The organism is Alteromonas sp. ABV4_515, assembly GCF_056160345.1.
Genome location: NZ_JBSWWZ010000001.1, coordinates 801,294 through 826,426 on the forward strand (window position 1 = coordinate 801,294; position 25,133 = coordinate 826,426).

The 25,133-nt window shown below is 49.8% G+C and carries 23 protein-coding genes; 11 read left to right on the forward strand and 12 right to left on the reverse strand.

The window, feature by feature from the left end:
- Positions 1-13: 13 nt before the first annotated feature.
- From ACXAGX_RS03360 to ACXAGX_RS03400, 9 genes are all read right to left on the reverse strand, one after another.
- On the reverse strand, positions 14-298 hold the full coding sequence (locus ACXAGX_RS03360) for a hypothetical protein (RefSeq protein ID WP_474818716.1): 285 nt from the start codon (positions 296-298) through the stop codon (positions 14-16).
- A gap of 12 nt (positions 299-310) precedes the next feature.
- Positions 311-1,684, reverse strand: coding sequence for a tetratricopeptide repeat protein (locus ACXAGX_RS03365; protein WP_474836575.1), 1,374 nt, complete (start codon positions 1,682-1,684; stop codon positions 311-313).
- Positions 1,684-2,307: an energy transducer TonB gene (locus ACXAGX_RS03370; protein WP_474818714.1), complete on the reverse strand. Its 624-nt coding sequence runs from the start codon at positions 2,305-2,307 to the stop codon at positions 1,684-1,686. The genes ACXAGX_RS03365 and ACXAGX_RS03370 overlap by 1 nt, the downstream gene beginning before the upstream one ends.
- 7 nt (positions 2,308-2,314) lie before the next feature.
- Positions 2,315-2,722 carry an ExbD/TolR family protein gene (locus ACXAGX_RS03375; protein WP_070126390.1) on the reverse strand — a complete coding sequence of 136 codons (408 nt, stop codon included), beginning with the start codon at positions 2,720-2,722 and terminating at the stop codon, positions 2,315-2,317.
- A complete protein-coding gene (locus ACXAGX_RS03380) occupies positions 2,715-3,098 on the reverse strand; it encodes a MotA/TolQ/ExbB proton channel family protein (RefSeq protein WP_474818713.1) in 384 nt (127 codons plus the stop codon). The genes ACXAGX_RS03375 and ACXAGX_RS03380 overlap by 8 nt, the downstream gene beginning before the upstream one ends.
- Positions 3,098-4,429: a MotA/TolQ/ExbB proton channel family protein gene (locus tag ACXAGX_RS03385; RefSeq protein WP_474818712.1), complete on the reverse strand. Its 1,332-nt coding sequence runs from the start codon at positions 4,427-4,429 to the stop codon at positions 3,098-3,100. Before ACXAGX_RS03385 ends, ACXAGX_RS03380 begins: the two co-directional genes overlap by 1 nt.
- Before the next feature lies 1 nt (position 4,430).
- Positions 4,431-5,237, reverse strand: coding sequence for a DUF3450 family protein (locus ACXAGX_RS03390; RefSeq protein WP_474836577.1), 807 nt, complete (start codon positions 5,235-5,237; stop codon positions 4,431-4,433).
- Positions 5,238-5,297: 60 nt separating this feature from the next.
- Complete coding sequence (locus tag ACXAGX_RS03395; RefSeq protein WP_474818710.1) at positions 5,298-7,514, reverse strand: FepA family TonB-dependent siderophore receptor; 2,217 nt, start codon at positions 7,512-7,514, stop codon at positions 5,298-5,300.
- Between the two features lie 204 nt (positions 7,515-7,718).
- Positions 7,719-8,480 (reverse strand): substrate-binding periplasmic protein, encoded by a 762-nt coding sequence (locus ACXAGX_RS03400; protein ID WP_474818709.1) that lies wholly within the window; start codon positions 8,478-8,480, stop codon positions 7,719-7,721.
- A gap of 219 nt (positions 8,481-8,699) precedes the next feature.
- On the opposite strand from ACXAGX_RS03400, the gene prmA reads away from it, so the two are divergent.
- The 11 genes from prmA (at position 8,700) to envZ (ending at position 20,494) form a co-directional block, all read left to right on the forward strand.
- Entirely contained in the window at positions 8,700-9,581 is an 882-nt protein-coding gene (gene prmA / locus ACXAGX_RS03405) for a 50S ribosomal protein L11 methyltransferase (protein WP_474836579.1), read from the forward strand.
- A 224-nt stretch (positions 9,582-9,805) separates the two neighbouring features.
- Entirely contained in the window at positions 9,806-10,804 is a 999-nt protein-coding gene (gene dusB / locus ACXAGX_RS03410; protein ID WP_474818707.1) for a tRNA dihydrouridine synthase DusB, read from the forward strand.
- Between the two features lie 31 nt (positions 10,805-10,835).
- Complete coding sequence (gene fis, locus ACXAGX_RS03415; protein WP_018982332.1) at positions 10,836-11,129, forward strand: DNA-binding transcriptional regulator Fis; 294 nt, start codon at positions 10,836-10,838, stop codon at positions 11,127-11,129.
- Positions 11,130-11,217: 88 nt separating this feature from the next.
- Positions 11,218-12,813 carry a bifunctional phosphoribosylaminoimidazolecarboxamide formyltransferase/IMP cyclohydrolase gene (gene purH, locus ACXAGX_RS03420; protein WP_474818706.1) on the forward strand — a complete coding sequence of 532 codons (1,596 nt, stop codon included), beginning with the start codon at positions 11,218-11,220 and terminating at the stop codon, positions 12,811-12,813.
- A gap of 240 nt (positions 12,814-13,053) precedes the next feature.
- A complete protein-coding gene (locus tag ACXAGX_RS03425) occupies positions 13,054-13,878 on the forward strand; it encodes a class I SAM-dependent methyltransferase (protein ID WP_474818705.1) in 825 nt (274 codons plus the stop codon).
- 19 nt (positions 13,879-13,897) lie between these two features.
- Positions 13,898-15,187, forward strand: a complete 1,290-nt coding sequence (gene purD, locus ACXAGX_RS03430; RefSeq protein ID WP_474818704.1) for a phosphoribosylamine--glycine ligase — start codon at positions 13,898-13,900, stop codon at positions 15,185-15,187.
- A 189-nt stretch (positions 15,188-15,376) separates the two neighbouring features.
- Positions 15,377-15,769, forward strand: coding sequence for a phosphate-starvation-inducible PsiE family protein (locus ACXAGX_RS03435; protein ID WP_083273121.1), 393 nt, complete (start codon positions 15,377-15,379; stop codon positions 15,767-15,769).
- Positions 15,770-15,916: 147 nt separating this feature from the next.
- Complete coding sequence (locus tag ACXAGX_RS03440; protein ID WP_070126378.1) at positions 15,917-16,819, forward strand: phosphoribulokinase; 903 nt, start codon at positions 15,917-15,919, stop codon at positions 16,817-16,819.
- 161 nt (positions 16,820-16,980) lie between these two features.
- The gene (gene nhaD, locus ACXAGX_RS03445; protein WP_474836581.1) at positions 16,981-18,225 is read left to right on the forward strand and encodes a sodium:proton antiporter NhaD; all 1,245 of its coding nucleotides are present in this window, start codon (positions 16,981-16,983) and stop codon (positions 18,223-18,225) included.
- 211 nt (positions 18,226-18,436) lie between these two features.
- On the forward strand, positions 18,437-19,162 hold the full coding sequence (gene ompR, locus ACXAGX_RS03450; RefSeq protein ID WP_070126376.1) for an osmolarity response regulator transcription factor OmpR: 726 nt from the start codon (positions 18,437-18,439) through the stop codon (positions 19,160-19,162).
- A 15-nt stretch (positions 19,163-19,177) separates the two neighbouring features.
- On the forward strand, positions 19,178-20,494 hold the full coding sequence (gene envZ / locus ACXAGX_RS03455) for a two-component system sensor histidine kinase EnvZ (RefSeq protein ID WP_474818702.1): 1,317 nt from the start codon (positions 19,178-19,180) through the stop codon (positions 20,492-20,494).
- A gap of 333 nt (positions 20,495-20,827) precedes the next feature.
- Here envZ and ACXAGX_RS03460 read toward each other — a convergent pair whose 3' ends face one another.
- The 3 genes from ACXAGX_RS03460 to ACXAGX_RS03470 all read right to left on the reverse strand — a co-directional run bounded on the left by ACXAGX_RS03460 (position 20,828) and on the right by ACXAGX_RS03470 (position 25,126).
- Positions 20,828-21,994 (reverse strand): MFS transporter, encoded by a 1,167-nt coding sequence (locus ACXAGX_RS03460; RefSeq protein WP_474836583.1) that lies wholly within the window; start codon positions 21,992-21,994, stop codon positions 20,828-20,830.
- A gap of 14 nt (positions 21,995-22,008) precedes the next feature.
- Positions 22,009-23,325, reverse strand: a complete 1,317-nt coding sequence (locus tag ACXAGX_RS03465) for a Na+/H+ antiporter NhaC family protein (protein ID WP_474836585.1) — start codon at positions 23,323-23,325, stop codon at positions 22,009-22,011.
- A 238-nt stretch (positions 23,326-23,563) separates the two neighbouring features.
- Positions 23,564-25,126: a phosphoenolpyruvate carboxykinase gene (locus tag ACXAGX_RS03470; protein WP_474836587.1), complete on the reverse strand. Its 1,563-nt coding sequence runs from the start codon at positions 25,124-25,126 to the stop codon at positions 23,564-23,566.
- Positions 25,127-25,133: the final 7 nt, after the last annotated feature.

Here is a 25,133-nt window from a genome sequence, read left to right on the forward strand (position 1 = left end):
TCAGAAATTCCTTTTATGAAAATACGCCAGACCAAACGAGTGCCCAGGCCACAGCATTGGTTGCAAGCCCTGTAACAAGCACCTTTTGAAGGTCGTTTATCGCGAAAATCCAAATGATGTAAACCGTATAAACGAGGAAAAACACCATTCTTATAAAAGCCACTTCTTGCCTGTCTGACATTTCATTCATGGCGGCAAACAACAAACTGATCGCCGTAGACGCGGCGTAACCGCCTGCCACCGCAATCACTACCCGTAGGGTGATTGCTGTGGCTGGTGAAGCATTCCATGTATTCATAAGTGTTTTCATCTACGAAGCATTCTTCACAATGTTTTCAAGCGACTGAATATTGCTTAGTAAGTCATTTCGCCCCGGATTCGATTTGTAGACCTGCCTTAGCAGACCTAACGCATCGTTATATTGCTTCTGATTAATCGCAACCTGTGCCCGACCTAGCATTGCCCGCTCTTTATAAGCTGGTAGTGCTTCTGCTCGCAGGTAATACATTTTGGCGTTTTCATCTTTATTCTGCTTTCGCAGCAAGGCGGCCAATGTCATTAGCGCATCGCCATTCGCCGGAGAGGACTTAATCGCCGACAGCAGATAGTCCTGAGCTTTGCTAGTCTGGTTATTGGATATCGCCAGATTTGCTTTCATCACATTTAGCGATGCCACATTTTCGCTGCTTAGACGTTTGCTGTTTTTATCCAGTGTGGTCACTAATCCCGACAGGTTTTTCCAATCCTGACTTGCGGCCAACCAGTTGGCGATATCCAGCATGGTTTGCGCACCATCATTGTTACTTGCCAACAGTGTTGCAGCGTTATCAGAAAGGAGATCAACAGCACGGTTAGGACTACCAGACTTAACGTGTAGTTTTGCCAGTGTGGTAAGGTTATCCGGACGTTTTTCGCCAAGGGTCAACGCTGTTTCAAGACTACTGATGGCGGTTAAGTCATCCTGCCCCTTCATGGCAATCTGGCTACGTTGCAGCCACAAACGGGGGCTGTCTGGCTTTTCGTTCAGCATTTCGCTAACCAGTGCCGATGCTTGTGGAAGGGCATCGCTGGCGATTAGTGCGAACAATAGTCCTTGTGCCCACTGACCATTCGCTGGCTCCAGCATCATTGCATTCTGATAGGCGCCGATGGCGCTGCGTGGCTTTTCAAGTTGCAGGTTCAGGTAACCCAACTGTCCATACACCTGACTGTCGGTAACCCCCAACTCTATGGCTTTTACCACGTGGTCCCGGGCTTTGGGGTAATTCTCTTCCAGCATGTAAATCATGCTCAAGCCGCGGTGGGACGTCGCTGACGCCGCATCTTCTGTCAGCGCCAGTTCGAAGTGTTTCTTCGCATCACTGTTACGTTTCACGCTTAAGAAAACCTGCCCCATCATTTCATGCAGGGTTGCGCTCACGTTTTCATGTTCCTGCTGGTAGGTGTCGTAAGCCTGAATCACGCCTTTGTAATCCTGCTTTTGTAACAGCGGCTGAACATCATTGAAGAACTTACCTTCATCGCGATTCACCCGGCTGCTATGATGAGCACCTTTGCTCTGGCGATAGCTAAACGACCAGTCTGGTTCGTCTAGCGTGACCTGCACATCAGCCTGCGCCTGCGAGAAACTGCCAATCAATAAAGCGCTGCAGATCGCTCGTTTAAAAAAGAGGGTTGTGTTCATTATGCTTCAATCTCCACAGGCCAGATAAACCGAGCCCTTACTGCTTCATCGGCCTTATGCGGGGCGGTAAACTTACTGCCTTTAACAAATCGCTGAATTTCTCGGTTTAATTCGTGATGGGGGTTGTCGACAATACTGATGAGGGTCACGTCGCCTTTTTCATCAATCATCACATCCAGCTTCACCACTACACGCTCTACGCCCCGTCGCTTAAGCTGCTTTGGAAAACGAATTTTCACCGGCGTTAACAGTGTTGGGCGGCCATCAAGCTCACTTAAACCGTAGGCATCCCAATCAACCTCGGGCGCACTCCAGTCTGGTTGCGCCATTGCCACGTCAGGACGTTCCGGCTTATCGATTTCGATTTCAGGATCAACCTTAATATCTGCCATCGACACCGGTGCACCGGCCCCTTCAACCTGCATGTTCACATCGGCTTGTTCGGTAACCTGCTGACTCTGAGGCGGTGGAGGGGGCGGCGGTTGAGCAATGGCAATATCCATTTTGCGTATCTCAAGCTCAGGCCCACTGACGTCGTTTAAGTAGTACCCCAAGGTGAGCACACCCAGCGATACTGCCATCACGCCGCCACTCAATAAAAATGCTGAAAGTTGATTTTTCATGACTCCCTCACAGTTTGGCGGTGGCGATATTCACATCCACGGCACCGGCCATTTTCGCGGCATCAATCACTTCGACCAGCAGGTCGGTAGATACCGTTTTGTCCACTTGCAACACAACCGGACGTTCATCCTGAACCAACAATTGCTCCACCGTACCCCGCACGCCAGCAACGCCAATATTGGTGCTGTCGTACATCACTTCGCCGTTACTGGTAATTGCGATGAGAATAGACATCTGATCAAGCTTCTGCGCTGATATGGCCTGTGGCTTGTCCACTTCGACCCCGGTTTCTTTCACAAACACCGTCGAAACAATGAAGAAAATCAGCAGAATAAACACCACATCCAACAGCGGTGACATATCAATGGATTGCATTGGCTGGGCTTCCAGCTTGCGTTTTAAACGACTAGCCATGATTCACCTCGCCTTCCTCAATATCCTGCAAATGTCCTTTCACATAAGACAGACACAACCATCCGGGGATCGCCATGACCAATCCCAGCTGAGTAGTGAATAAAGCATCGGCAATACCCGCCGACACGATTTGACTGTCTGCACCATCGGTCATCATGCCGGTGAAGCTGCCTTGCAGGCCCATGATCGTGCCCAGTAGTCCCATCAGCGGCAGTGCCCCCACCAGCACCGACGGTGTCATAAGCGGGTTGCTATCTTTCTTCTGCACGTCCTTGTCGAAGCGGGTGAGATACAGCATCCAGATTTGCTGAAACGCAAACCAACCCACTGCCACCATTGCCCAGCACAACGGATTACCCGTGAACAGTTCCATCATCAGCCGGCTCCTGCGGGATGGGCTGATCCCATCAGTTCGCCATTATCATCCTGCTTATTAGCAGGTAAATCGTGGGTATCTTCGCCTTCATCGCCGCTTAAGATAAGGGCGAAGTTTTCCAGTTCGTTGTAATACTGACGCGCCTTGCGGCTAAGCAGCGCATTCATGATTAATGCAGGAATGGCCACAATCAGACCCAGCTCTGTGGTAACCAGTGCTTTAGCGATACCGCCGGAAATGACTTCCGGGTCGCTGGAACCAAACGATGTCATCATGCGGAAGGTTTCAATCATACCGCTTACCGTACCAAGCAAACCTAACAGTGGTGCAACGGCCGCGGTTACTGCCACGGCATTGATCCATTTATCTAAAGTTTGTCTGTCTTGCTGAAGTTGCACAAACAGTTGATCGTCCCGTTCACGGAACGTGGTTGCCTGCTCAGCAATGGACAACAGATTTGCCTGCATGCCTTTGAACTGGGCGCGTGCTGCGCCACCGGTTTGCAGGAGTTTGTCGAGCATAGCCTGAGAGCGTACCGGAATAACTTTAGGCAGACGCACCAGTTGTACTACTTTGAATAAGCCAATAACCGTAGCAATAAGTGCAAATAGTAAAATTGGCACAACCCAGATCCCGCCTTTTACCACATGTTCAATTACGCCTTCATTGGCAGATTCACGGGTAAGTGCCCGCCCCAGAGTCGGGTCGAGTACCACGGTACTGGCTTCGTCGAGCATGCTAGACGCCAGTCCAGACGGCAACATCCCTTTGGTTTGCAAACGGCCAGAAACCGATTCCGCCAAACCCACGGTGCCGTTATTTTTAAACCAGGTTACCGGTCCAACGGCCAGCGAAGGCACATCAGCCAGTTCACCGTTTGCCATCACCAGGGTACGGTTAGTCCATTCTGGTAAGGTGGCGGTTTTAACCGCGGCATCCGACACTGCTGCCATCTTATCGGCCGTGTTCATGGCGTTAACGTCGGTAAAGCTCAACCCCTGCTGCTGCAAGAAACGGTTGAGCAGGTTTTGTTGATACGTTTGCTGTTCTTTCCATTCGCCAAGGCGCTCTTCCAGTTTTTGCAAGCTAAGCGTTTTTTCATCGGCGAGGCGACGGGCCACTGCAGTTTTGTCACGCAGCGACATCACGTCTTTTTCCAATTGACTCAACGTAGACGAAAGAGAAACGCGCTCCTTCACGATGCGATTCTCCGCATTACTCAGGCTACGCTTCGCGCTTTCAATCTTATTCAGCATATCTTGTTGCTGTCCGTTAGCTCCGAAAGACAGGGCTACCAACAAGCTCAGGCAGAGTAATAAATGCTTCTTCATGTTAGCGACCTCCGCCTGTGGTACCTGCGCCGCCAAACGGGAGCGGCAGGGAAATAAATTCGGGTTGCTGGCGACGTTCGAACACGGCTACCGCTCTGGCAATGGCTTGACCATCAGCATCGCCGCCGAAGTGCCATGCCCACTTACCGTTTTCCGGATAACCAGAGCCTGCAATGCTGCCATCGTTATTCGCAAACCATGCGAGTTGTGAGCCAAGATAGAGCTGCTTGACGACGACCTCTTTACCGTCTGGTGTTGTTAACACGTCTTCGTTTACGGTGAGTTTGCTGTCGAACTGTTCCAGTCTGGACAACTTAGCCAGCGCAACCTGTAAAATCTGTGAAGGGTTGTCAGAACTGTCGCCTTCTAAAGCGGCATCTTCTTTGTCCCAGTTAAAACGTAAAGGGGGAGGCAGATTTTCGTACAAGCTATTCACCCGTCCAACCAGCGCATTCAGTGCACCAGTCACGTCTGCTTGCTGACTTTCCAGCGCATTTTGTTCCGCCAGGAGTTCGTTTCTGCGCGCATCAACATCATCTTGCGAGTCATTACTCGTCGCCAATATTTTCTGCAATTGCGCTTTTTCAGCTTTCAATAAATCGATACGCTGACGAACAATCGGTTCCTGCTCTTGCCAGTCCATCACCAATTTCCGTTCCTGACTCTCGATTTGTAACCATTCTCGCGTCAGGTTATCGAGCTCATCAGTCACGGCAGCCTGAGTACTTCCTGCCAGCATGAGTGATGCCAGCATCATGGTGAGCTTATGCTTTTTCAGCATTGTCAGGCCTCCCTTTTCCGTTGTCATAAATCTCCGTCCCAAAAGGCAAAAACCGGCAACACGGAAGCGTGTTGCCGGTGGGTTCTATCAGAAATGATAAGTTGCCGATACCAGGAAGTTGCGGCCTGGTTCGTTGTAGGTGTTAGCACCTGCGTTGGTCTGCGTGCCTTCACGCAGAATGGTCTTATCAAACAGATTTTTTACCGTGAAGGTAAAATCAATGTTTTTGTAGCTGTAAACACTGTTTAAGTTCACGATGGTATAAGCCTCGCGAGGCTCAGGGTTCTCTATAACGGCACCACTGGTGGTGCTGGCCGTTGGGCTTTCCGTTTCGCCATAATGTTGTGCACTGGCAACCAGTTCCCAGTCTTCCGATACCGACCAGGCAATCTGGGTGTTAATGGTGTAATCAGGCACAATAGAAAGCGGTTGTCCGGTTTCCTTGTCTTCAGATTCCAGCATGACAGTGGCGTTGGTAGACCACTCAATGTCATCGGTGATCGGAATTAGTAAGCTACCTTCCAGACCTTCGATAACCGCTTCCGGGGTGTTGTACCACTGGAAAATTTGCACGTAAGTGTCGGCGTTACCGCCATCTAGTACATAAATTGGCGCCGTATTACCGGTTACGATTTTATTTTTATAATCGTTGTGGAAATAGGTTAAACCTGCGCTGATCCCGTTGTCAGTACCGACATAGTTAACACCGATTTCTTTGTTAACCGACGTTTCATGTTCCAGATCCGGGTTACCTAGAATCGAACAACCACTACCCTGACTTGGGTAATCAACCGGACAGCCGTTACCACGCGTGGTGTACACATAGTTCGGGTTGGTCTGATACAGGTTAGGCGCTTTGAAGGCTCGGCTGATGCCCGCCTGGAACGACACTTCCGACGTTGACTGCCAGCTCATGTTCAAGCTAGGCGAAACATTGCTGCCCGCTTCACTGTGATGGTCAAAACGAACCCCTGGGGTTAGCATCACATCTTCGGTCAGCATGATGTTGTCTTCAACGTACACGCCGTATAGCTCTGCACTTGAATGCGGGTCGCGATCTTCAGTGGCGATATCTGTGCCATCAATCACTACACCGTCAGCCACGTTGATGCCTGCTTGCAAAGAAGAAGGATCGTTCATTCTTTCACCGCGGAATTCTGCACCTACCGTCATGGTTTGTGACTTGCCAAACAATTCCAGCGGAATATTCCACTCCGATTTGGCGGTCAGGTTACGCAGCATGATAGTAACTGTTTCACCGGTTTCAGTGTTAAAGCGGCCTTCCGTGCCACCGGCCAGGCCTTCGCTCAGGCGGGTGTTGTCTGTTTCTTCAAACTGGATATAGGAGAATGAGTCACCGAAATTAAAATCCCCACGGTGTGTACCAGAAATGGTTTTTCTTCTCATCACATTGGTTTCCTGACCAATGTATAGCTGACTTTGTGCGTTATCTACGCCCTGGAAGGCATTATCACCGGCATATTCGTTGCCCTGACGGCTATAGGCGGCTTCCAGTTCCCAGGTATTAATGTCGTCCTGGTCGAAGCGCAGCAAGGTACGAAAGTCGATATTCTCGACACCTTCAGCGCCTGCAGCAGTGTTACTGCCTTCAACAGTAGCGTCACGGTTCAATTCAGGAGAATCGCCTTCCTGTTTGTTGTAGTTCAGAATAGTACGGTGAGAAAAACGTTCTGACAGTGGGCCACTTAAAATCACATCGGCGCGTTTGTTGCCGCCTTCCAGTGAGTTTTCTGGGATCTCAGCTTGCACCGTCACACTACCACCGGCCACATCAGGCTTTTTGGTAATGATGTTAATTACACCACCAGATGCACCAGAACCATATCGGGCAGCAGCGGGACCACGAATTACTTCGATGCTTTCAATCGCTTCGGGTGGTACCCAGTTACTGTCACCACGGGTATTACGCTCGCCAGAGCGGCCCATTTTCACCGCATTACGTGAAAGCACAGGCTTGCCGTCGATCAGAATAAGGGTGTTTTCCGGGCCCATACCACGGATATCAATTTGACGGTTGTTGCCGTACTGACCCGTACTGGAGTTACCTGTCAGGTTAATACCAGGCATGGTTTTGATAAGCTCCGACACATCGTTTGACACCGGACGGCGCTTGAAATCTTCTTCAGTAATAACAGAAACACCCTGAGCCTGTTTCAGCTCTTCAGAGGCCGCTTGGACAACCGTTGTGTCCAGAGTTTCTATATCGTCAGTTTGTGCCAACACATTGGCAGATAATCCGGGGAAAAGTGCAGTGAGTAAAATGATCTTACCTAAATCAGGCATTTTATGTTCCTTGAAACGCTGAGTTACTCAATTGAGTGATGAAACGGTACGAAGTAATAGAAGAGGATATGGCCACACCTTTCTTAGTCTTTAGTATTAAACCACATATAATGATGAGAATCATTATCATTTACATTAATTTTTACTAAAGTTTCTGTAAAGATAATTTGAACAATAATTGGTCAGACAAGAGGGGGAAACGGTTTAGAAGATATGCGCGTAGGAGGCGGCAAGGACAGTGCGCAGATGCTCGCGGGTGAGTTCAGTATATTCGCCGCTCTCGTGCAGTGCCTGTAATCCTTCGTTAAATGCCCGACGAAGTTCAGGATCAGGGATAGCCGCCCGATAGGGACTACTCTCGAAAAGAAAGTGATAATCAACCTCCTTTTGCTGATCTTCTGGCAAGGTGCTACGGATATGCTCAAAAATCCGATAGTCCATTACAATCGCATCGACGCTCCCTAATAACAGCATACTCACCTGACGAGACTGATCGGCCACTTCGAGATACCCTGAGTGGTTAGCAACAACATCGGAAAATGCCTTCCCCAATGCCTGGGACGCCGTTTGAAAACCAATGACAGTCATGTCTTTAAGGGCATCCAGAGAGCCAACGATTTCCTTTCGGTCACGCCGGGTTATCACCACATTCTGGTACACCACATAGACATCAGAAAGCCACTCCTTGGGAAGCGCCTGACGTTCATTCATAGACAAGGCAATATCTACCTCTTGCTCGCCAATCAACCTGACAGAGCGCCCCATGGGAACGTAATGCAACCGGGCGTCGCGACCTGAAAGGGCAAGCACCGCTTTTACCAACTCAATTTCAAAGCCGGTATCGCCTTCAGAGATGATATAAGGTGGTTTATCCCAACCGGACACCACATCTACAGGTTTAGCAAACACAGTATAAGATGTGGTTACAACAGTCAGAAGCACCACGAACCTGACCAGATATCGCATACTTACATTCTATAAATAACCTTTTACAACCATAGCAGGTGCCAACAAACATGCTAGTCGCTCAACGTAACTTCTTAGATTGCCGGTTAATTTAGTTTGGATGCCGATAAATCAGTCTGCGGCGGTGCGCAATTCGCACGGAGTTTGCTAAAATGCGCCCTTTACGCTAGCCACATTATCGCTGCTAGCTTTTTAGTTACTGATTAATAAAGAGTTCCCATGTCCTGGATACAACTACGAATCAATTCTGACTCTGAACACGCAGAGCAGATTGGCAACATGCTGAGCGCCAATGGCGCACAGGCCGTTACCTTTATTGATGCCAAGGACACACCTATGTATGAGCCTAAGCCAGGGGAAACCATGCTGTGGCCGGATACGCAGGTAGTGGGGCTGTTTAACGCCGCCGACGATATGAAAGCCGTTATCAAGCGCCTGGAAAAATCACGGATTTTAGGTAAAGGTTTTAAACACAAGCTCGACCAGCTGGAAGACAAGGACTGGGAACGTGAGTGGATGGATAACTTCCACCCGATGCAATTTGGTAAACGTTTATGGATATGTCCGAGTTGGCGCGATGTGCCTGATCCAGACGCGGTAAATGTGATGCTCGATCCGGGTCTGGCTTTCGGTACCGGTACCCACCCCACCACCGCATTATGTTTGCGCTGGTTAGATGCCTTAGATCTGGAAGGCAAAACGGTGGTAGATTTCGGCTGTGGCTCTGGCATTCTGGCGCTGGCAGCGCTGAAACTGGGCGCGAAGGAAGTGATTGGTATTGATATCGACCCACAGGCCTTACAAGCATCCATGGAAAATGCTCGTCGCAATGGCGTGGAAGATCGCTTAAGCGTGTACCTGCCAGAAGATCAACCTACTCTCGAAGCCGATGTGGTAGTGGCCAATATTCTCAGCGGCCCCCTTATCGAGCTTCAATCTGTGATTACTGGTTACTGCAAAAACGGCGGAAAACTGGTGCTTTCAGGCATTCTTGAAGAACAAATTGAAAAAATTGAAGCTGCCTATCAAAGCCACTTCACCTTAGAGCAAAGCGCTGTTGAGGGTGACTGGGCGCGGGTAAGCGGAACAAGAACTCACTGAAAATATTCATAAAACTTTCAAATCACCGTAAAAAAACCTTAGCCTTTTCGGCGTTTACGCAAAGGTAACGTGTAGTGTTACACGCAAATGTAGCCAGAACTGTCAATAGTCAGGCTACAAATTTTGTGTGATTTTTAGCCTTTTCAAGGCTTGCGAAAACACGTAAACTTAGCGCCCCGTTTTGGCCTGGTGTATAAATTCTGCGCAACAGTTGGCTGTAAAGTATGCGAATCGGACCTCACACACTCCAGAACAATTTGATGCTCGCGCCTATGGCTGGCGTGACTGACAGGCCCTTTCGGCAAATGTGCCGAAGAATGGGGGCAGGGTTAGTTGTATCTGAAATGTTGTCCAGCAACCCGAAGGTCTGGAAGACCGCCAAATCCATGCATCGCATGGACCATAGCGGTGAAGACGGGATTCGCTCGGTACAAATTGCCGGCGCAGATCCTGAGCTGATGGCGCAGGCAGCACAATTTAATGTTGAGAACGGTGCGCAAATCATCGATATCAACATGGGTTGTCCGGCCAAAAAGGTCAATAAAAAATTAGCGGGTTCAGCACTGCTGCAGTATCCCGACCTGGTGGAGCGTATCGTCCGGGCCGTGGTGGATGCAGTGAATGTACCGGTTACCCTGAAGATCAGAACAGGGTGGGACACAGACAATCGCAACGGGGCAGACATTGCCCGTATTGCGGAACAAAACGGCATACAGTCACTAGCAGTTCACGGTAGAACGCGAGCCTGTATGTATCGGGGAAATGCCGAGTACGACACCATTCGTACCATAAAACAGGCAGTGTCGATTCCGGTTATTGCAAACGGCGACATTACTTCTCCGGAAAAAGCACGATTCGTGCTCGACTATACCGGTGCTGACGGTGTAATGATTGGACGCGGGGCGCAAGGTAATCCATGGATTTTTAAGCAAATCCTACATTACCTTGAAACAGGTGAAAACTTACCGCCGCCACCATTGTCAGAGCAACAAGCGGTATTGCACGAACACGTTGTAAATGTACACGCCTTCTACGGTGATGTGATGGGCACACGAATTGCCCGGAAACACGTAGGGTGGTATCTCGCGGAGCACGACAAGGATAATCAGTTTCGCCGAACGTTCAATGGCCTCGAAGAAGCGCACGCGCAACTCGATGCCCTTGAAGATTATTTTCAATCGCTGCACAAGAGAGATAAGCGACAGATCTCTCCTGCAGCATAGTGATGACTAACTAATAGAGCAAGAAAGTATTATGTTCGATCAAAATGTGACTTCTCCTTTTACTACAACAGTAACTACTCCTTCACAAACTCAGGCTCAAAAGCCTCTGCGTGACTCAGTTAAGCAAGCAGTTAATAAATATCTGAAGCAACTGGACAACGCCAACATCGATAACCTGTACGAACTTGTTCTGGCTGAAGTTGAAGCGCCATTACTGGAAGAAGTAATGACCTACACTCGCGGTAACCAGACTCGCGCCGCCATCATGATGGGCATCAACCGTGGCACACTGCGCAAAAAGCTGAAGCAGTACGGCATGAACTAAGATTAAAGGGCTTAGCCCGACTTTAAGAGCACCAAACGGTGCTCTTTTTTGTTCCACTCGAAACTTACGCAAAGAGCTCAACACCACTATGCAAACACCTAAACCTATCAAGCGCGCCCTGTTAAGTGTTTCTGACAAAACCGGCATCGTTGAATTTGCCACGTCACTTAACGAAAAAGGCGTTGAACTGCTATCTACCGGCGGTACGGCAAAATTACTGGCAGAAGCTGGTTTGCCGGTTAAAGAGGTTTCAGAACACACCGGTCATCCTGAAATCATGGACGGTCGTGTTAAAACTCTGCACCCTAAAATTCACGGCGGAATTTTAGGACGTCGTGGTCAGGACGAGGGTGTTATGGCTGAGAACAACATCGCGCCAATCGATCTTGTTGTAGTGAATCTTTATCCGTTCGCTGCTACTGTCGCAAAAGACGATTGCACACTGGAAGACGCCATCGAAAATATTGATATCGGTGGACCGACTATGGTTCGCGCGGCAGCGAAAAACCACAAAGATGTGACCATCGTGGTAAAAGCCGCTGATTACGGTCGCGTACTTGCTGAAATGGAAGAAAACGCAGGTTCACTGACTTACAAAACCCGTTTCGATCTGGCGATCAAAGCCTTTGAGCACACTGCAGAATACGACGGCATGATTGCTAACTACTTCGGTACGCGCATTAATACTGTTGCCTGTGAAACGGGCTGCTGTGAAGCTGAAGAATTCCCGCGTACTTACAACGTTCAGATGACCAAGAAACAAGATCTGCGTTACGGCGAGAACAGCCACCAGTCTGCGGCATTCTATGTTGAGAACGACATACAGGAAGCCTCCGTTGCCACGGCAGAACAGCTGCAAGGTAAAGAACTGTCTTTCAACAACATCGCTGATACCGACGCAGCACTGGAATGTGTGAAAGAATTTGACGTACCTGCATGTGTTATTGTTAAGCACGCAAACCCTTGTGGTGTAGCGCTGGGTGAGAACATCCTTGAAGCCTACGACCGCGCTTTCAAAACCGACCCCACATCTGCTTTTGGCGGTATCATCGCGTTTAACCGTGAACTGGATGCCGACACAGCGAAAGCCATTGTTGACCGTCAGTTTGTTGAAGTGATCATTGCCCCTACTGTTAGTGAAGAAGCAAAAAACATCGTTGCTGAGAAGAAGAACGTACGCTTGCTGGCATGTGGTGACTGGCAGGGTCAACTGACTGAAGGATTCGACTTCAAACGTGTTAACGGCGGCCTGCTGATTCAGGAACGCGACTTCGGCATGGTTGAAATGGACGACCTGAAAGTGGTTTCCAAAGTGCAACCAACAGAAGAGCAATTGCGTGACCTGATGTTCTGCTGGAAAGTGGCTAAGTACGTGAAGTCTAACGCTATTGTTTATGCAAAAAACAGCATGACCATCGGTGTGGGCGCAGGCCAAATGAGCCGCGTTTACTCTGCTAAGATTGCAGGTATTAAAGCGGCTGACGAGAACCTGGAAGTAGCGGGTTCTGTGATGGCATCTGATGCGTTCTTCCCGTTCCGCGACGGTATTGATGCAGCCGCGGCTGCCGGTATCAAAGCGGTAATCCAGCCGGGTGGCTCTATGCGTGATGACGAAGTTATCGCAGCGGCCGACGAACATGGCATTGCCATGGTGTTCACCGGCATGCGTCACTTCCGCCATTAATTTTTGGTTGTTGACGGTAAAGGTTGTGGTTTTCACCACAACCTTTTGCGTTTTTTCAGCAGGTTAATATAACCTAGGGGCAGTTTGTCGTAAGACAATACTGGTTTTGCTTTGCTGTCAGCCGGTGAATAACTCATGTTATTAGCCGAGAGCAAGGTTAGCTGAGTCTGAACTTGCGCCTTAAAGCGCGGGTATAACTCAAGAAATGCGATGCACCGTTTCAACAATCAAGGATAAATTATGAAAACTACGATGCGTGTTGTTGCCGCCTCCCTGCTCGCTGTTTCAGCGTCACTGGCTCCTGTGGTTGCCAGCGCTGATGCACTGACCGACGCTGTGAAAAGCGAAAGCCGTTCTGCTGCCAATAAGGCACGGGATGAGTATCGTCACCCTCAGCAAACCCTGCGTTTCTTTGGCATTGAGCCGGATATGACCGTGGTAGAGATTTGGCCCGGCGGAGGTTGGTATGCCGATATTCTCGCCCCTATGCTGAAAGATGATGGCGACTATGTTGCTGCCCACTTCTTTATGTTTGATGGCGCGCCGCGTTACTACGAGCCGTCGTTGAAAGGCTTCGAAGAAAAGACGCAAGAAGGCGGTATCTATGAAGGTGCTACCATCACTGCATTCCACCCGTCTAAGAGCCCTGACATCGCCCCTGATGGCAGTGCTGATGCGGTGCTGACATTCCGTAATGTGCACAACTGGTACATGGGTGGTGGTAAAGACGGTGTAACCGCTTCGTTTAAGTCTTTCTACAAAGCACTCAAGCCGGGCGGCGTACTGGGTGTTGTAGACCACGCATTACCTGAATCTGCTGCTGACGACGCCATGAAAAGCAGCGGATACATGAAAAAATCCTTTGTCATCGATGCTGCCGAAGCCGCCGGTTTTAAACTGGTTGCCGAAAGTGCAGTAAATGCTAACCCGCTGGACGATGCTGATCATCCCAACGGAGTCTGGACGCTTCCGCCGTCTATGCGCCTTGGCGAAACTGATCAGGAAAAATATCTGTCTATCGGCGAAAGTAACCGAATGACGCTAAAATTTGTTAAACCTGAATAAGAGATAACGGAACGCTTTGATGAACGTACTAGTTATTGGCAGCGGTGGCCGTGAACACGCATTAGCGTGGAAAGCCGCACAATCTGAGTCTGTTACCCACGTTTATGTTGCGCCTGGCAATGCCGGTACAGCCACTGAACCTAAACTGACAAACGTCAACATTGGTGTAACCGACATCGAAGGCCTGCTGGCTTTTGCAAAAGACACCGCCATCGACCTTACCATTGTTGGCCCTGAAGCGCCGCTGGTTGAGGGTGTGGTAGATGCGTTCCAAGCTGCGGGACAGACCATCTTTGGTCCGACTCAAGCCGCTGCGCAACTGGAAGGTTCCAAAGCGTTCACTAAGGATTTCCTCGCTCGTCATAAAATCCCAACGGGAGAGTACGAGAACTTCACCGAAATCGAGCCTGCCCTTGCCTACGTTCGCGAGAAAGGTGCACCGATTGTGGTGAAAGCTGACGGCCTGGCCGCCGGTAAAGGCGTGATTGTTGCCATGACACTGGAAGAAGCCGAAGACGCTATCCGTGACATGCTGGCAGGCAACGCCTTTGGTGACGCCGGTAGCCGCGTGGTTATTGAAGAATTCCTCGACGGCGAAGAAGCCTCTTTCATCGTGATGGTTGACGGTAAAAACGTGGTACCTTTTGCCACCAGCCAAGACCATAAGCGCGCCGGTAACGGTGACTCTGGCCCTAACACGGGCGGCATGGGTGCGTATTCACCTGCGCCTGTAGTGACTCAGGAAATACACGACCGCGTAATGGCTGAAGTGATCCTGCCTACCGTTGAAGGTATGGCAAGTGAAGGTAACCCTTATTTAGGCTTCCTGTATGCCGGTCTGATGATCATGGCAGACGGTACGCCTAAAGTTATCGAATACAACTGCCGTTTCGGCGACCCTGAAACCCAGCCTATCATGATGCGTTTGCAGTCTGATCTGGTGGAAATGTGTCAGTTAGCCTGTAACGGCGAGCTGGAAGGTAAGACTATCGACTTTGATGACCGCGCAGCGGTTGGCGTAGTGCTGGCAGCCGGCGGTTATCCGGGTAGCTACGATAAAGGCGACGTGATCAGTGGTCTGGATAACGCGGCTAAGCTAGACGGCAAAGTATTCCATGCTGGTACTGCTTTGAAAGATGGCGAAGTCGTGACTGCCGGTGGCCGTGTTCTGTGTGCAACCGCGCTGGGTAACAGCGTGACTGAAGCGCAGCAGAAAGCCTATGAGCTTCTGAATGCCATTAGCTGGAAAGATGTGTACTTCCGTACCGATATCGCTTATCGCGCTATTGCTCGTGAGGCACAAGGCTGACTCAGTCTTAAATGAGCATAATGAGAAGGGTGTCTGCGGACACCCTTTTTTATTCCCCGCGCCAAAATCGTTAAGTATTTCTGCAAAGAAGAACTAGAAAAACAGCACTAAAGAACGAGTGAAGCGCCTGATTTACCTCATTAAGCTAAGTAACGTGTTTAATTTTGCTGCAAAATGAGGCTGGTTCAAATGGCAAAATTTATTGAACAGATAGAAAAAATACTGCTTATTCTCATCATGCTGGCTACCTTAGTGGCGGTGGGAGATGAAATCCTGCACATGATTGAGTATCGAAAGGTCGAGCTTTCCGATCTGCTGCTACTGTTCATTTATGCCGAGGTGATTGGCATGCTGGCTGCGTACTACAACAGTAGCCGTATTCCCGTTACTCTGCCCCTCATTATTGCCATGACCGCACTCAGCCGCATGATCATTTTGCAAAGTAAGGAGCTGGACAAAATCGTTTTGCTTTACGAATCCAGTAGTATTCTACTGCTTAGTATTGCTGCGGTGATCATGAGCCTGAAAGACAAAATCAGTCTTGAGAAGTTACGCAACCGCCATCTTGGTAAACCAGAATAATTCGCTTCAGGCCGCTGTCATAGCGGCCTGCCTCTATAAACGCGCTGAATAATTAACAACTTTGGGGTTGATTTGGCGCTATAATCGTCCTTGATTCTTATTTGCTGCCAGCTTATAACAGTATTCCAACATAACAATTCGTCGATTATGTCAGCCAAACATCCAATTATTGCCATCACGGGTTCGTCCGGTGCCGGTACTACAACTACGACTAATGCTATCAGGCATATTTTCCGCAATCTGAATGTGAATGCGGCCGTTGTTGGTGGAGACAGTTTCCATCGCTTTACCCGTCCTGAAATGGAAGTGGAGATCAGAAAAGCCCAGGAACAGGGGCGTCATATCAGCTACTTTGGTCCCAGAGCCAATGACTTTGAATTACTGGAAACCCTGTTTAAAGAATATGGCCAAACTGGTGGCGGTCAGTTCCGTCAGTATCTGCACACCTTCGACGAAGCCGTACCGTTTAATCAGATGCCCGGTACCTTCACGCCTTGGCAGGCATTACCGGAAAATACCGACTTATTATTTTATGAAGGCCTTCATGGCGGTGTTAAAACCGAAGAGAATAACGTGGCCCGTCACGTCGATCTGCTGGTAGGCATGGTGCCCATTGTAAACTTAGAGTGGATTCAGAAAATTGTGCGCGACACCACTGATCGCGGCCACTCCCGTGAGGCAGTGATGAGCAGCATCGTTCGCGGTCTCGACGATTACTTCCAATACATAACGCCGCAGTTCTCCCGTACCCACGTTAATTTCCAGCGTGTACCGACAGTAGATACCTCCAACCCGTTCAGCGCACGAGAAATTCCTACCCAGGACGAGAGCTTCGTTGTGGTGCGTTTTCGTCGTGAAATGAAAAACGTGAATTTTCCCTATTTACTGCAGATGATAGACGGTGCCTTCATGTCACGGATTAATACCCTCGTGGTGCCGGGTGGAAAAATGGGTCTGGCAATGGAATTAATCCTTACGCCACTCATTGAAGACATCCTCGATGAGAAGCGTCGCGCGGGCAGTCAAATGGACTGGGTGACCGATCAATAACCGGTTCTTAAGCCGCTACTAAAAAGACTTTTTCACGGTTCTAACTATCACCGTGATAGATAGTGACTATAACGCATTTTCCGCCGTGTACAGCGCAGCGGCCGTTCTGTCGCATGCACAGAAAACGTATAATTTAGTCCTTACATATTGAGGAATAAATTATGCTGGATTATGTGCTCATCGGCATCGCGATACTTGCGCTGATAGGCGTCGTCTTCGAAGAAGTCATTCACGTTAACAAAGCCAAAACCACCCTGTTCTTAGGCACCTTTGCCTGGATTATTCTGTTCATCAACGCTAACCGCGGCCCCGGGCTGGAAGAAGTTAACGAGCATCTAGCAGAAAACATCAGTGAAATTTCCACCTTGTGGTTGTTCCTGGTAGCAGCAATGACGTTTGTTGCCTACCTCAACCGCAAAGGCATGATTGAGAATATGCTCAATGTCATCATGCCGTCGAAAATCACCTTACGAAAACTCATTTTTTTTACTGCCATATTCAGCTTCTGCTTCTCATCGCTGGCCGATAACATAACCGCCACACTGGTATCCATCGCCATGGTACTGTCGCTAGGATTACCCTTTAACCAAACCATGCGGTTCGCGGTGCTGGTCGTGTTCGCGGTGAACTCAGGCGGTGTGTCACTTATCACCGGTGACGTGACCACGCTGATGATATTCCTCGATGGCAAAGTTACCATTACCCAATTGCTACTACTGATCATTCCGTCGCTATCAGCGGTGCTGCTGTTGGCCACCATGCTTAGTGTGGGTATGAAAGGCGAAGTGAAAATTAAGAAAACACGTCATGAAATGCGCAGAGTCGATTACGTGATTGCCGGTATATTCCTTACCACTATCGTCACAACCTTGGTGGCAAACGTGCTGTTCGCTATACCCCCTATGCTGTGCTTCCTGTCGGGTATGGCGGTAATGTTTCTGGTGGCGACCTTCATGGGTGAAGAGCGCTACAACGATCCTATCCTCGACTATATCCGCCTTATCGAGTTCGACACCTTGCTGTTTTTCTTAGGCGTATTGTTGCTGGTCGGCATGCTTGACCATATTCATGCACTGGGTGCACTGCTTGAGGTTTACAATGTGCTGCCTTCTACCGGTGCTAACTACGTAATGGGCGTGCTGTCTGCGATGATTGATAACGTCCCGCTCACGGCTGCACTGCTTAAAGCCGATATTCATATGTCTACCCCGGAATGGATGGCGTTTACCTACGCTGTTGGTGTGGGCGGTTCGCTGCTTATTATCGGTTCGTCTGCCGGTATCGTCACCATGAGCAAGGTAAAAGGCCTGACTTTCGCTAAGTATGGGAAGTATGCATTATTGTTACTGATTGCCTATACCTTCGGCTTCGCCATGGTACTCGGAATGGGTGAGTTAATGCTGTAATCACAGCACCAACTGAAACTATTTGTAACACTCCTCGGGCATTTGCATCATCTCAAACGCTTTTGTCCGAGGTTTGTTCTGGTTATAGTGAGGGTAAATAAGGACTCCTGCGCTTTTTTTGCGTAAGGTCTGATAACAATCCTCCGGCGCCGTTTCGCACACCGAAAAGTGGTAAACGATGAGCTAGCCGAAAAAACCAGGAAAGACAGTCATGGGTCAGGAAACATCCAAAATTCTTGTTGTTGATGATGATATGCGTCTACGCAGCCTGCTTGAACGCTATTTGGTTGAACAAGGCTTTCAGGTGCGTAGTGCCGCCAATGCAGAACAAATGGATCGTTTACTGGAACGCGAAAACTTTCACCTGATGGTGCTCGACTTAATGCTGCCCGGTGAAGATGGCTTGTCTATTTGTCGACGTATGCGACAGGCTGACAACGATATGCCCATTATTATGCTCACCGCCAAAGGCGATGAAGTCGACCGCATTATCGGTTTAGAAATGGGTGCCGATGATTACCTGCCCAAACCGTTTAACCCCCGTGAATTGCTGGCCCGTGCAAAAGCGGTACTGCGCCGCAAAACCACCGAAGCGCCGGGCGCTCCCTCTAAAGATGAACAAATCATTGAGTTTGGTGAATACAGCCTGAATCTGGCTACCCGGGAAATGACCGCAGCCGGTAAACCTCTGTCGCTCACCAGCGGTGAATTTGCCGTGCTAAAATCTCTGGTGACCCATCCCCGTGAACCGCTATCACGGGACAAGCTGATGAACCTGGCTCGCGGTCGCGATTACAGTGCATTGGAACGTAGCATCGACGTACAGGTTTCTCGTTTGCGCCGGATGCTAGAGAAAGATCCTGCCAGCCCCCGCTATATTCAAACCGTATGGGGCTTGGGATACGTTTTCGTGCCCGACGGTGGTGCGCACGCATAACCTGGCCTTTCGAATATGCGTATTCTCCCTAAAAGCGCTTTTGGGCAGACTGTTCTGCTCATTGGGGTGCTGCTGCTGATTAACCAGGTCGTGTCTTACCTGTCGGTGACATACTACTTCGTGCGTCCTACTACTCAGCAAATCAGTAGCCTGCTGGCCACACAGGTACAAAGTATTCAGTCGCAAAATCTGATCACCGCCCCCTTAGAGCAGCGACGGGAGTATGCGAAACAAACCAAAGTATCCATCATCACCACCGAGCAAGCGCTGCAGGAAGGGCTACAACAAGCTACCCATTATAACTTCATGTCTTCTCAGGTTTCTGCACAAATTGGTGTCAAAGCCGATGTCCGTATTAGTTCTGCGGAAACGGCTGTGGGCTCGGAGCCTTACCGGGTATGGATATCACTGAGCACACATCCCAACATCTGGGTGAGCATTCCACTGGTTGGCGGCAACAGTTCCAAATTATCACCACCGCCGACTATGTATTTGATGGTGATTGGTATTTTGAGTGTGACTGGCGGTTGGTGGTTTGTACGCCACCTGAACCGCCCGCTTCAGGCACTGCAACAAGCAGCATTAAAAGTGGGTAAAGGTCAGTACCCGCCGCCGCTTAAGGAACAGGGTAGCAGTGAAATGCGAGAGGTTACTCGGGCCTTTAACCGCATGAATCAGGGCATTAAACAACTAGAGGATGAACGGACGCTAATGACGGCGGGGATATCCCACGACCTGCGTACGCCACTCACCCGCATTCGCTTGGCATCAGAAATGTTACCGGAAGAAAGCGACTGGATTCGAGACGGTATCAATGACGATATCGAAGACATGAATGCTATCATCGACCAGTTTATTGAATACGCCCGTAATGATCGCAGCGAAGCCTGGGAAAACATTAACCTCAACGCGCTGATAAAAGATCTGGTTAAAGCGCATGAGCGTTACGACACGCATGATGTCACCCTTAAGTTAACAAGTCTGCCTGACGCCCCGGCGCGGAAAGTTGCCCTTAAACGGGTGCTGGATAATCTCATTGAGAATGCGTTTCGTTATGGCAGCGAAAAAGTCTCTATTTCGACTTTCTTTGATGCCAAAGCACAACGGGTTTATTGCCGCATTCGCGACCACGGGCCGGGCATTCCTGAAGACGCACTGGATGACGTATTCATGCCATTCAAACAAGGCGATATTGCCCGCGGCTCGTTGGGTTCAGGATTGGGCCTGGCGATCACACGCAAAATTATCAACATGCACTTCGGCGGCATCACCCTGCGCAACCACCCCGAAGGCGGCCTCGTCGCCGAGTTCTGGCTTCCGCGCAATCGCTGAATTGAGCACCGCCTGCTGTCGTCGGGACGATGTTCATCCCAAAAACACGGCGTAGACCCATCCATGGGGCCTCGACTGCCGCATCCCTGCGGCAGACGGTTTTTGGGATGAACATCTTACCCTCCTGCGCAGGCTACTAACTCTTTTCTGGCATTGAGAAGTGGCAGGCTTAGAAGAAAATACTAGCCACAAACCTTGCTGCAGCTTATCTATAGCAGACGGCTTCTGATACCCATATCTCCCTCACCTACAAGACCTTGTTCTGCTTCTAAGACTGACTTTCACAAAGATCGCGAATATCGCCCTTCCGAAAGCAGGCGGTACCAACCCGGCCTATGCCCGCGCTTTTATCTGACGGCTGTAGAACCAGGTCATGGTCCATAGCCATATTCCAGCAATAGGTATAATCCAGAAAGCAGTTTGCAGGCCGCTGATATTGGCCCAGAAGCCAGTGGTGAAAGAGGCAATCTGTACACCGAGTGCGTTGCCGATCATAGAGATGCCCGACAATACCGGGCCTTTGCCTGCATCTACGTTCATTGCCGCAGAGAGTACCAGCGGGAATAAACCGCCGAGGCCAAATCCGAGAAGGAAGTTGAATGCGCCAATGGCGAAAGTGCCTTCAGCCAGTTTGATACCCAGGGCACCGGCTAACATCAGAGTAACCAATATGGTCATCAAGTGGTTAACGGAGAAATAACGCAGGAACCAGGCAAAAACTAATCGGCTCAGGGTCATGCCCGCAGTAAAACAAGCCAGCAGATTTCTCGCCTGTTCGCCATCATAGCCACCATCTTTCGCATAGCTAACAAACCAGTTGGCGTTGCCGAACTCTACTGCGCCATAACCAAAACTGACCAGGCACAGCAACATAAATACCGGCTGTTTCAGCATTTCGATATATTTCAGTGAGGTTTTTGGCGCTTTAGGCTGTCCGGCAGTGAGCTTCTTATTGCGGCTGGCGATCATAAAGATATAGGCCGATAGGCACAGCAACATAAACGTGAGCAGTTGCAACGGCTTTTGCCATTCATGCCATACCCAGTACACCAGCGTGACATAGAACGAGGCGGCGAAAGTGCCCAAACTGAACATGAAATCCATAATGCCCATCATGGCAAAACGCTTTTCCACATAGAGCTGCGCAATCAATGTGTGACCAATAGTAATTACCGCCGAGCTCACCACACCGACAACAAATACCATAAACAGCAAGCCCTGCCAGGTGGTCATTAATGACATGATGAAAATCAGGATGGCGTCTACAGCGCACAGCCAGGCAAGCAAATAGAGAAAATCGAATTTGGTGACGTACTTGCCGCCGAAAATAGCCCCTAGCATCATCCCGAGGGAGAACAACAAAAAAAGGGCACCACTGACGGTTTCAGACATCGCCAAATCTGTCGCCATTTCCGGTAGCAATACGCCCCACAGAATGAACAGCATGCCAAACAGGAAAAAGCCACTGAAAATGACGGTGGTGACCGGGCGGCGATCCATAAATACTCCGGAGATTAAACGTCAGTATCGGCGTTCACGGTAACAAACCGTGGAATATTGAACGCAATCGCAACAACACCGAATACAAACAGCAACATCGGATACCAACAGTACATGGAAACCGACAATGGCGATAGTCCGCCCACTGCCGCAATCGTCAGGATTTGTGCCCCGTAGGGTACCAGCCCTTGAAACGCACAAGAGAATACATCAAGAATACTGGCGGTACGACGAGGGTCGACACCGTATTGTTCATTGAGGTCTTTTGCTATTGGGCCGGCGGCAACGATGGAAATAGTGTTATTCGCCGTAGAGAGATCCAGCAAGCTGACCAGTGCGGCGATGCTGTATTCTGCGCCCTGACGACTCTGAACCCGACGAGTCAGCGTGTTAATAAGCCAGGCAATGCCGCCATAAGCATGCATCAGCGCCACGATGCCACCAATGGTTACCGCAATCAGCGACAGGTTTTGCATCCAGCCAATGCCGGTCTGAATACTCTGCCACATCGCCATCGGTGCGAAACTTCCCACCAAGAGTCCAATGATCGCCGCAGAACCGATACCGATGGCCAACACCAGTACCACATTGAGTCCAATCAGCGCACAAATGATAATCAGCATATAGGGCAGCATGCGCACCACATCGTAGTCGCCTTGTTGCAACGTACTGGTATCGGCAACGGGTACAAACATCAATAAAATGAAGGTGATGATCGATGCCGGCAATGTGATCAGTAAGTTCGCTTTGAATTTATCAGTGAGCTTTACGCCCTGGCTACGCGTTGCAGCAATCGTGGTGTCAGAGACAAACGACAAGTTGTCACCAAACATAGCGCCGCCCACCACGACACCGGCGAGCAGTGCAGGAGAAACGCCAAGCCCTTCACTCAAACCAAGACCGATAGGCGCAAGTGCGGTAATCGTGCCGGTGGATGTGCCCATAGAAAACGAGATGAAACAACAAATCAGGAACAATCCCGGCAGGATCATAGGGGTAGGAATAACGCTGAGCGCCATATTTACCGTAGCATCGCGCGCACCAATATCGATTGTCAGCGAGTAAAATGCGCCCGCGAGCAGAAAAATGATAACCAGCAGAATGATATTCTTGTTACCCGCCCCCTCACAAAACCGCCCGATCCTGTCATTCAATGATAGCCGCTCACCTTTTGGATTAAGAATGAGTGCATAACCGGCAGCGAGAAACAGCGCCACCAACACAGGCATAGCAGTAATATCGTCGGTGATAAGGCCAGCGCAAAGCACAACGGCAACGAAAAACAGAATAGGGGTTAAGCCCAGAAACTGGGGAGCGGGTGGTTGTCGCACGGGACCTCGGTAAGTGGCGTTAAGTTAATCGGAAACCGTGCGATTTTAGCGCAATTCTCCTACCGGGGTGAACAAGACAAACCAGTAAAAACCGTCGCTTGCCCCGAAAAGTCGACGATTTTGGGCAGAACAGTCCATAAAAAAGCATTTTCTTTGGAAAAAAGCGGTGAGATTAACGAAAAAAGCCCGCGAACAGGTCACGGGCAATAACGTCGACTAACGTCGGATAGAAAGCAATCTAGAAGCCTGGTCCGGCCTTAACAATGGCTTCACTCACATCATATTTTTTGAAATTAGCCTGGAAGTCGTTCACCAGATTTTCTACATAGGTCTGGTAAGCCGTCTGATCGGCCCAGGTTTCAGAGGGTACTAACAGCTTGCTGTCCACACCGGGCACAGCAAGCGGCACGTCCAGGTTAAGGCCATCGATATGTCTGGTTTCGACATTAGCCAGTTCGCCAGACACAATGGCGTCGATCACGGCGCGGGTTGTAGGAATATCAAAACGCTTACCGGTTCCGTAAGGGCCACCGGTCCAGCCGGTATTTACCAGGTACACTTTCGCACCAAAGCTTTTTACTCGCTTAATAAGCAGCTCAGCATACACGCCTGCAGGACGCGGGAAGAATGGCGCGCCGAAGCAAGTGGAGAAAGTAGACTCGATATCAGCCGTTGAACCTATTTCTGTAGAACCTACTTTCGCGGTATAGCCACTCAGGAAATGATACGCCGCCGCTTCTTCGCTAAGTACAGAGACAGGGGGGAGCACACCACTGACATCACAGGTGAGGAAAACCACTGAACGGGGCTCACCGCCCATGTTCTCGGCAACGCGCTTCTCAACATGTTCCAGCGGATAGGCTGCGCGGGAATTTTGGGTCAGGCTGACATCGGTATAATCTGGTGTGCGATTGTCATCTAATACCACGTTTTCCAGAATGGTACCGAAGCGGATTGCATCCCAGATAACAGGTTCATTTTTCTGCGACAGGTCGATACATTTTGCGTAACAACCACCTTCGATATTGAAGACGCTACCCGGCGCCCAGCCGTGTTCGTCATCGCCAATTAGGAAGCGTTTAGGGTCAGCAGACAATGTGGTTTTGCCTGTGCCAGACAATCCGAAGAACAAGGTAACATCACCTTCTTTACCCACGTTGGCAGAGCAATGCATAGGTAACACTTCTTTCGCCGGCAGCAAAAAGTTCTGTACGCTAAACATGGCTTTTTTCATTTCCCCGGCATAACGCATACCGGCTAAGAGTACTTTTTTCTCAGCAAAGTTGATGATTACGGTACCATCGCTGTTGGTACCGTCGCGCCCAGGTTCGCAGGTGAAGCCGGGGACATTCAGAATTTGCCAGGCTTCTTTTCCTTGCGGGTTCCAGGTTTCGGGTTGAATAAACATATTGCGGGCAAAAACGTGCTGCCAGGCGGTCTGCGTTCTCACAATAACGGGCAAGGCGTGCTCAGGGTCAGCGCCCACTTGAAGGTGAGAAAGAAAGTACTCCTGGGAACTGATATATGACTCAACCCGAGCCCACAGTGCATCAAACTTATCCGCATCGAATGGCTTGTTGACCTTGCCCCAATCAATATCAGCCTCAGTGGAAGGCTCTTTAACGATAAATCGGTCAGCCGGTGAACGACCGGTCCGGCGGCCCGTTTCAATCACCAAAGCGCCGTTGTCGGCAAGTATACCTTCGCCTCGCTTAAGGGCGATTTCAATGAGTTCTGCTGAGTTGAGATCAGCCATTACATTGACTGCTGATTTCGAATTGATGAGTGGTGCGGCGGTCATTTAGTAA

Excerpts from the sequence above, each read along its gene's own strand:
- ACXAGX_RS03360 (WP_474818716.1), bottom strand. The coding sequence starts at position 298 with ATGAATACATGGAATGCTTCACCAGCCACAGCAATCACCCTACGGGTA.
- ACXAGX_RS03365 (WP_474836575.1), bottom strand. The coding sequence starts at position 1,684 with ATGAACACAACCCTCTTTTTTAAACGAGCGATCTGCAGCGCTTTATTG.
- ACXAGX_RS03370 (WP_474818714.1), bottom strand. The coding sequence starts at position 2,307 with ATGAAAAATCAACTTTCAGCATTTTTATTGAGTGGCGGCGTGATGGCA.
- ACXAGX_RS03375 (WP_070126390.1), bottom strand. The coding sequence starts at position 2,722 with ATGGCTAGTCGTTTAAAACGCAAGCTGGAAGCCCAGCCAATGCAATCC.
- ACXAGX_RS03380 (WP_474818713.1), bottom strand. The coding sequence starts at position 3,098 with ATGATGGAACTGTTCACGGGTAATCCGTTGTGCTGGGCAATGGTGGCA.
- ACXAGX_RS03385 (WP_474818712.1), bottom strand. The coding sequence starts at position 4,429 with ATGAAGAAGCATTTATTACTCTGCCTGAGCTTGTTGGTAGCCCTGTCT.
- ACXAGX_RS03390 (WP_474836577.1), bottom strand. The coding sequence starts at position 5,237 with ATGACAACGGAAAAGGGAGGCCTGACAATGCTGAAAAAGCATAAGCTC.
- ACXAGX_RS03395 (WP_474818710.1), bottom strand. The coding sequence starts at position 7,514 with ATGCCTGATTTAGGTAAGATCATTTTACTCACTGCACTTTTCCCCGGA.
- ACXAGX_RS03400 (WP_474818709.1), bottom strand. The coding sequence starts at position 8,480 with ATGCGATATCTGGTCAGGTTCGTGGTGCTTCTGACTGTTGTAACCACA.
- prmA (WP_474836579.1), top strand. The coding sequence starts at position 8,700 with ATGTCCTGGATACAACTACGAATCAATTCTGACTCTGAACACGCAGAG.
- dusB (WP_474818707.1), top strand. The coding sequence starts at position 9,806 with ATGCGAATCGGACCTCACACACTCCAGAACAATTTGATGCTCGCGCCT.
- fis (WP_018982332.1), top strand. The coding sequence starts at position 10,836 with ATGTTCGATCAAAATGTGACTTCTCCTTTTACTACAACAGTAACTACT.
- purH (WP_474818706.1), top strand. The coding sequence starts at position 11,218 with ATGCAAACACCTAAACCTATCAAGCGCGCCCTGTTAAGTGTTTCTGAC.
- ACXAGX_RS03425 (WP_474818705.1), top strand. The coding sequence starts at position 13,054 with ATGAAAACTACGATGCGTGTTGTTGCCGCCTCCCTGCTCGCTGTTTCA.
- purD (WP_474818704.1), top strand. The coding sequence starts at position 13,898 with ATGAACGTACTAGTTATTGGCAGCGGTGGCCGTGAACACGCATTAGCG.
- ACXAGX_RS03435 (WP_083273121.1), top strand. The coding sequence starts at position 15,377 with ATGGCAAAATTTATTGAACAGATAGAAAAAATACTGCTTATTCTCATC.
- ACXAGX_RS03440 (WP_070126378.1), top strand. The coding sequence starts at position 15,917 with ATGTCAGCCAAACATCCAATTATTGCCATCACGGGTTCGTCCGGTGCC.
- nhaD (WP_474836581.1), top strand. The coding sequence starts at position 16,981 with ATGCTGGATTATGTGCTCATCGGCATCGCGATACTTGCGCTGATAGGC.
- ompR (WP_070126376.1), top strand. The coding sequence starts at position 18,437 with ATGGGTCAGGAAACATCCAAAATTCTTGTTGTTGATGATGATATGCGT.
- envZ (WP_474818702.1), top strand. The coding sequence starts at position 19,178 with ATGCGTATTCTCCCTAAAAGCGCTTTTGGGCAGACTGTTCTGCTCATT.
- ACXAGX_RS03460 (WP_474836583.1), bottom strand. The coding sequence starts at position 21,994 with ATGGATCGCCGCCCGGTCACCACCGTCATTTTCAGTGGCTTTTTCCTG.
- ACXAGX_RS03470 (WP_474836587.1), bottom strand. The coding sequence starts at position 25,126 with ATGACCGCCGCACCACTCATCAATTCGAAATCAGCAGTCAATGTAATG.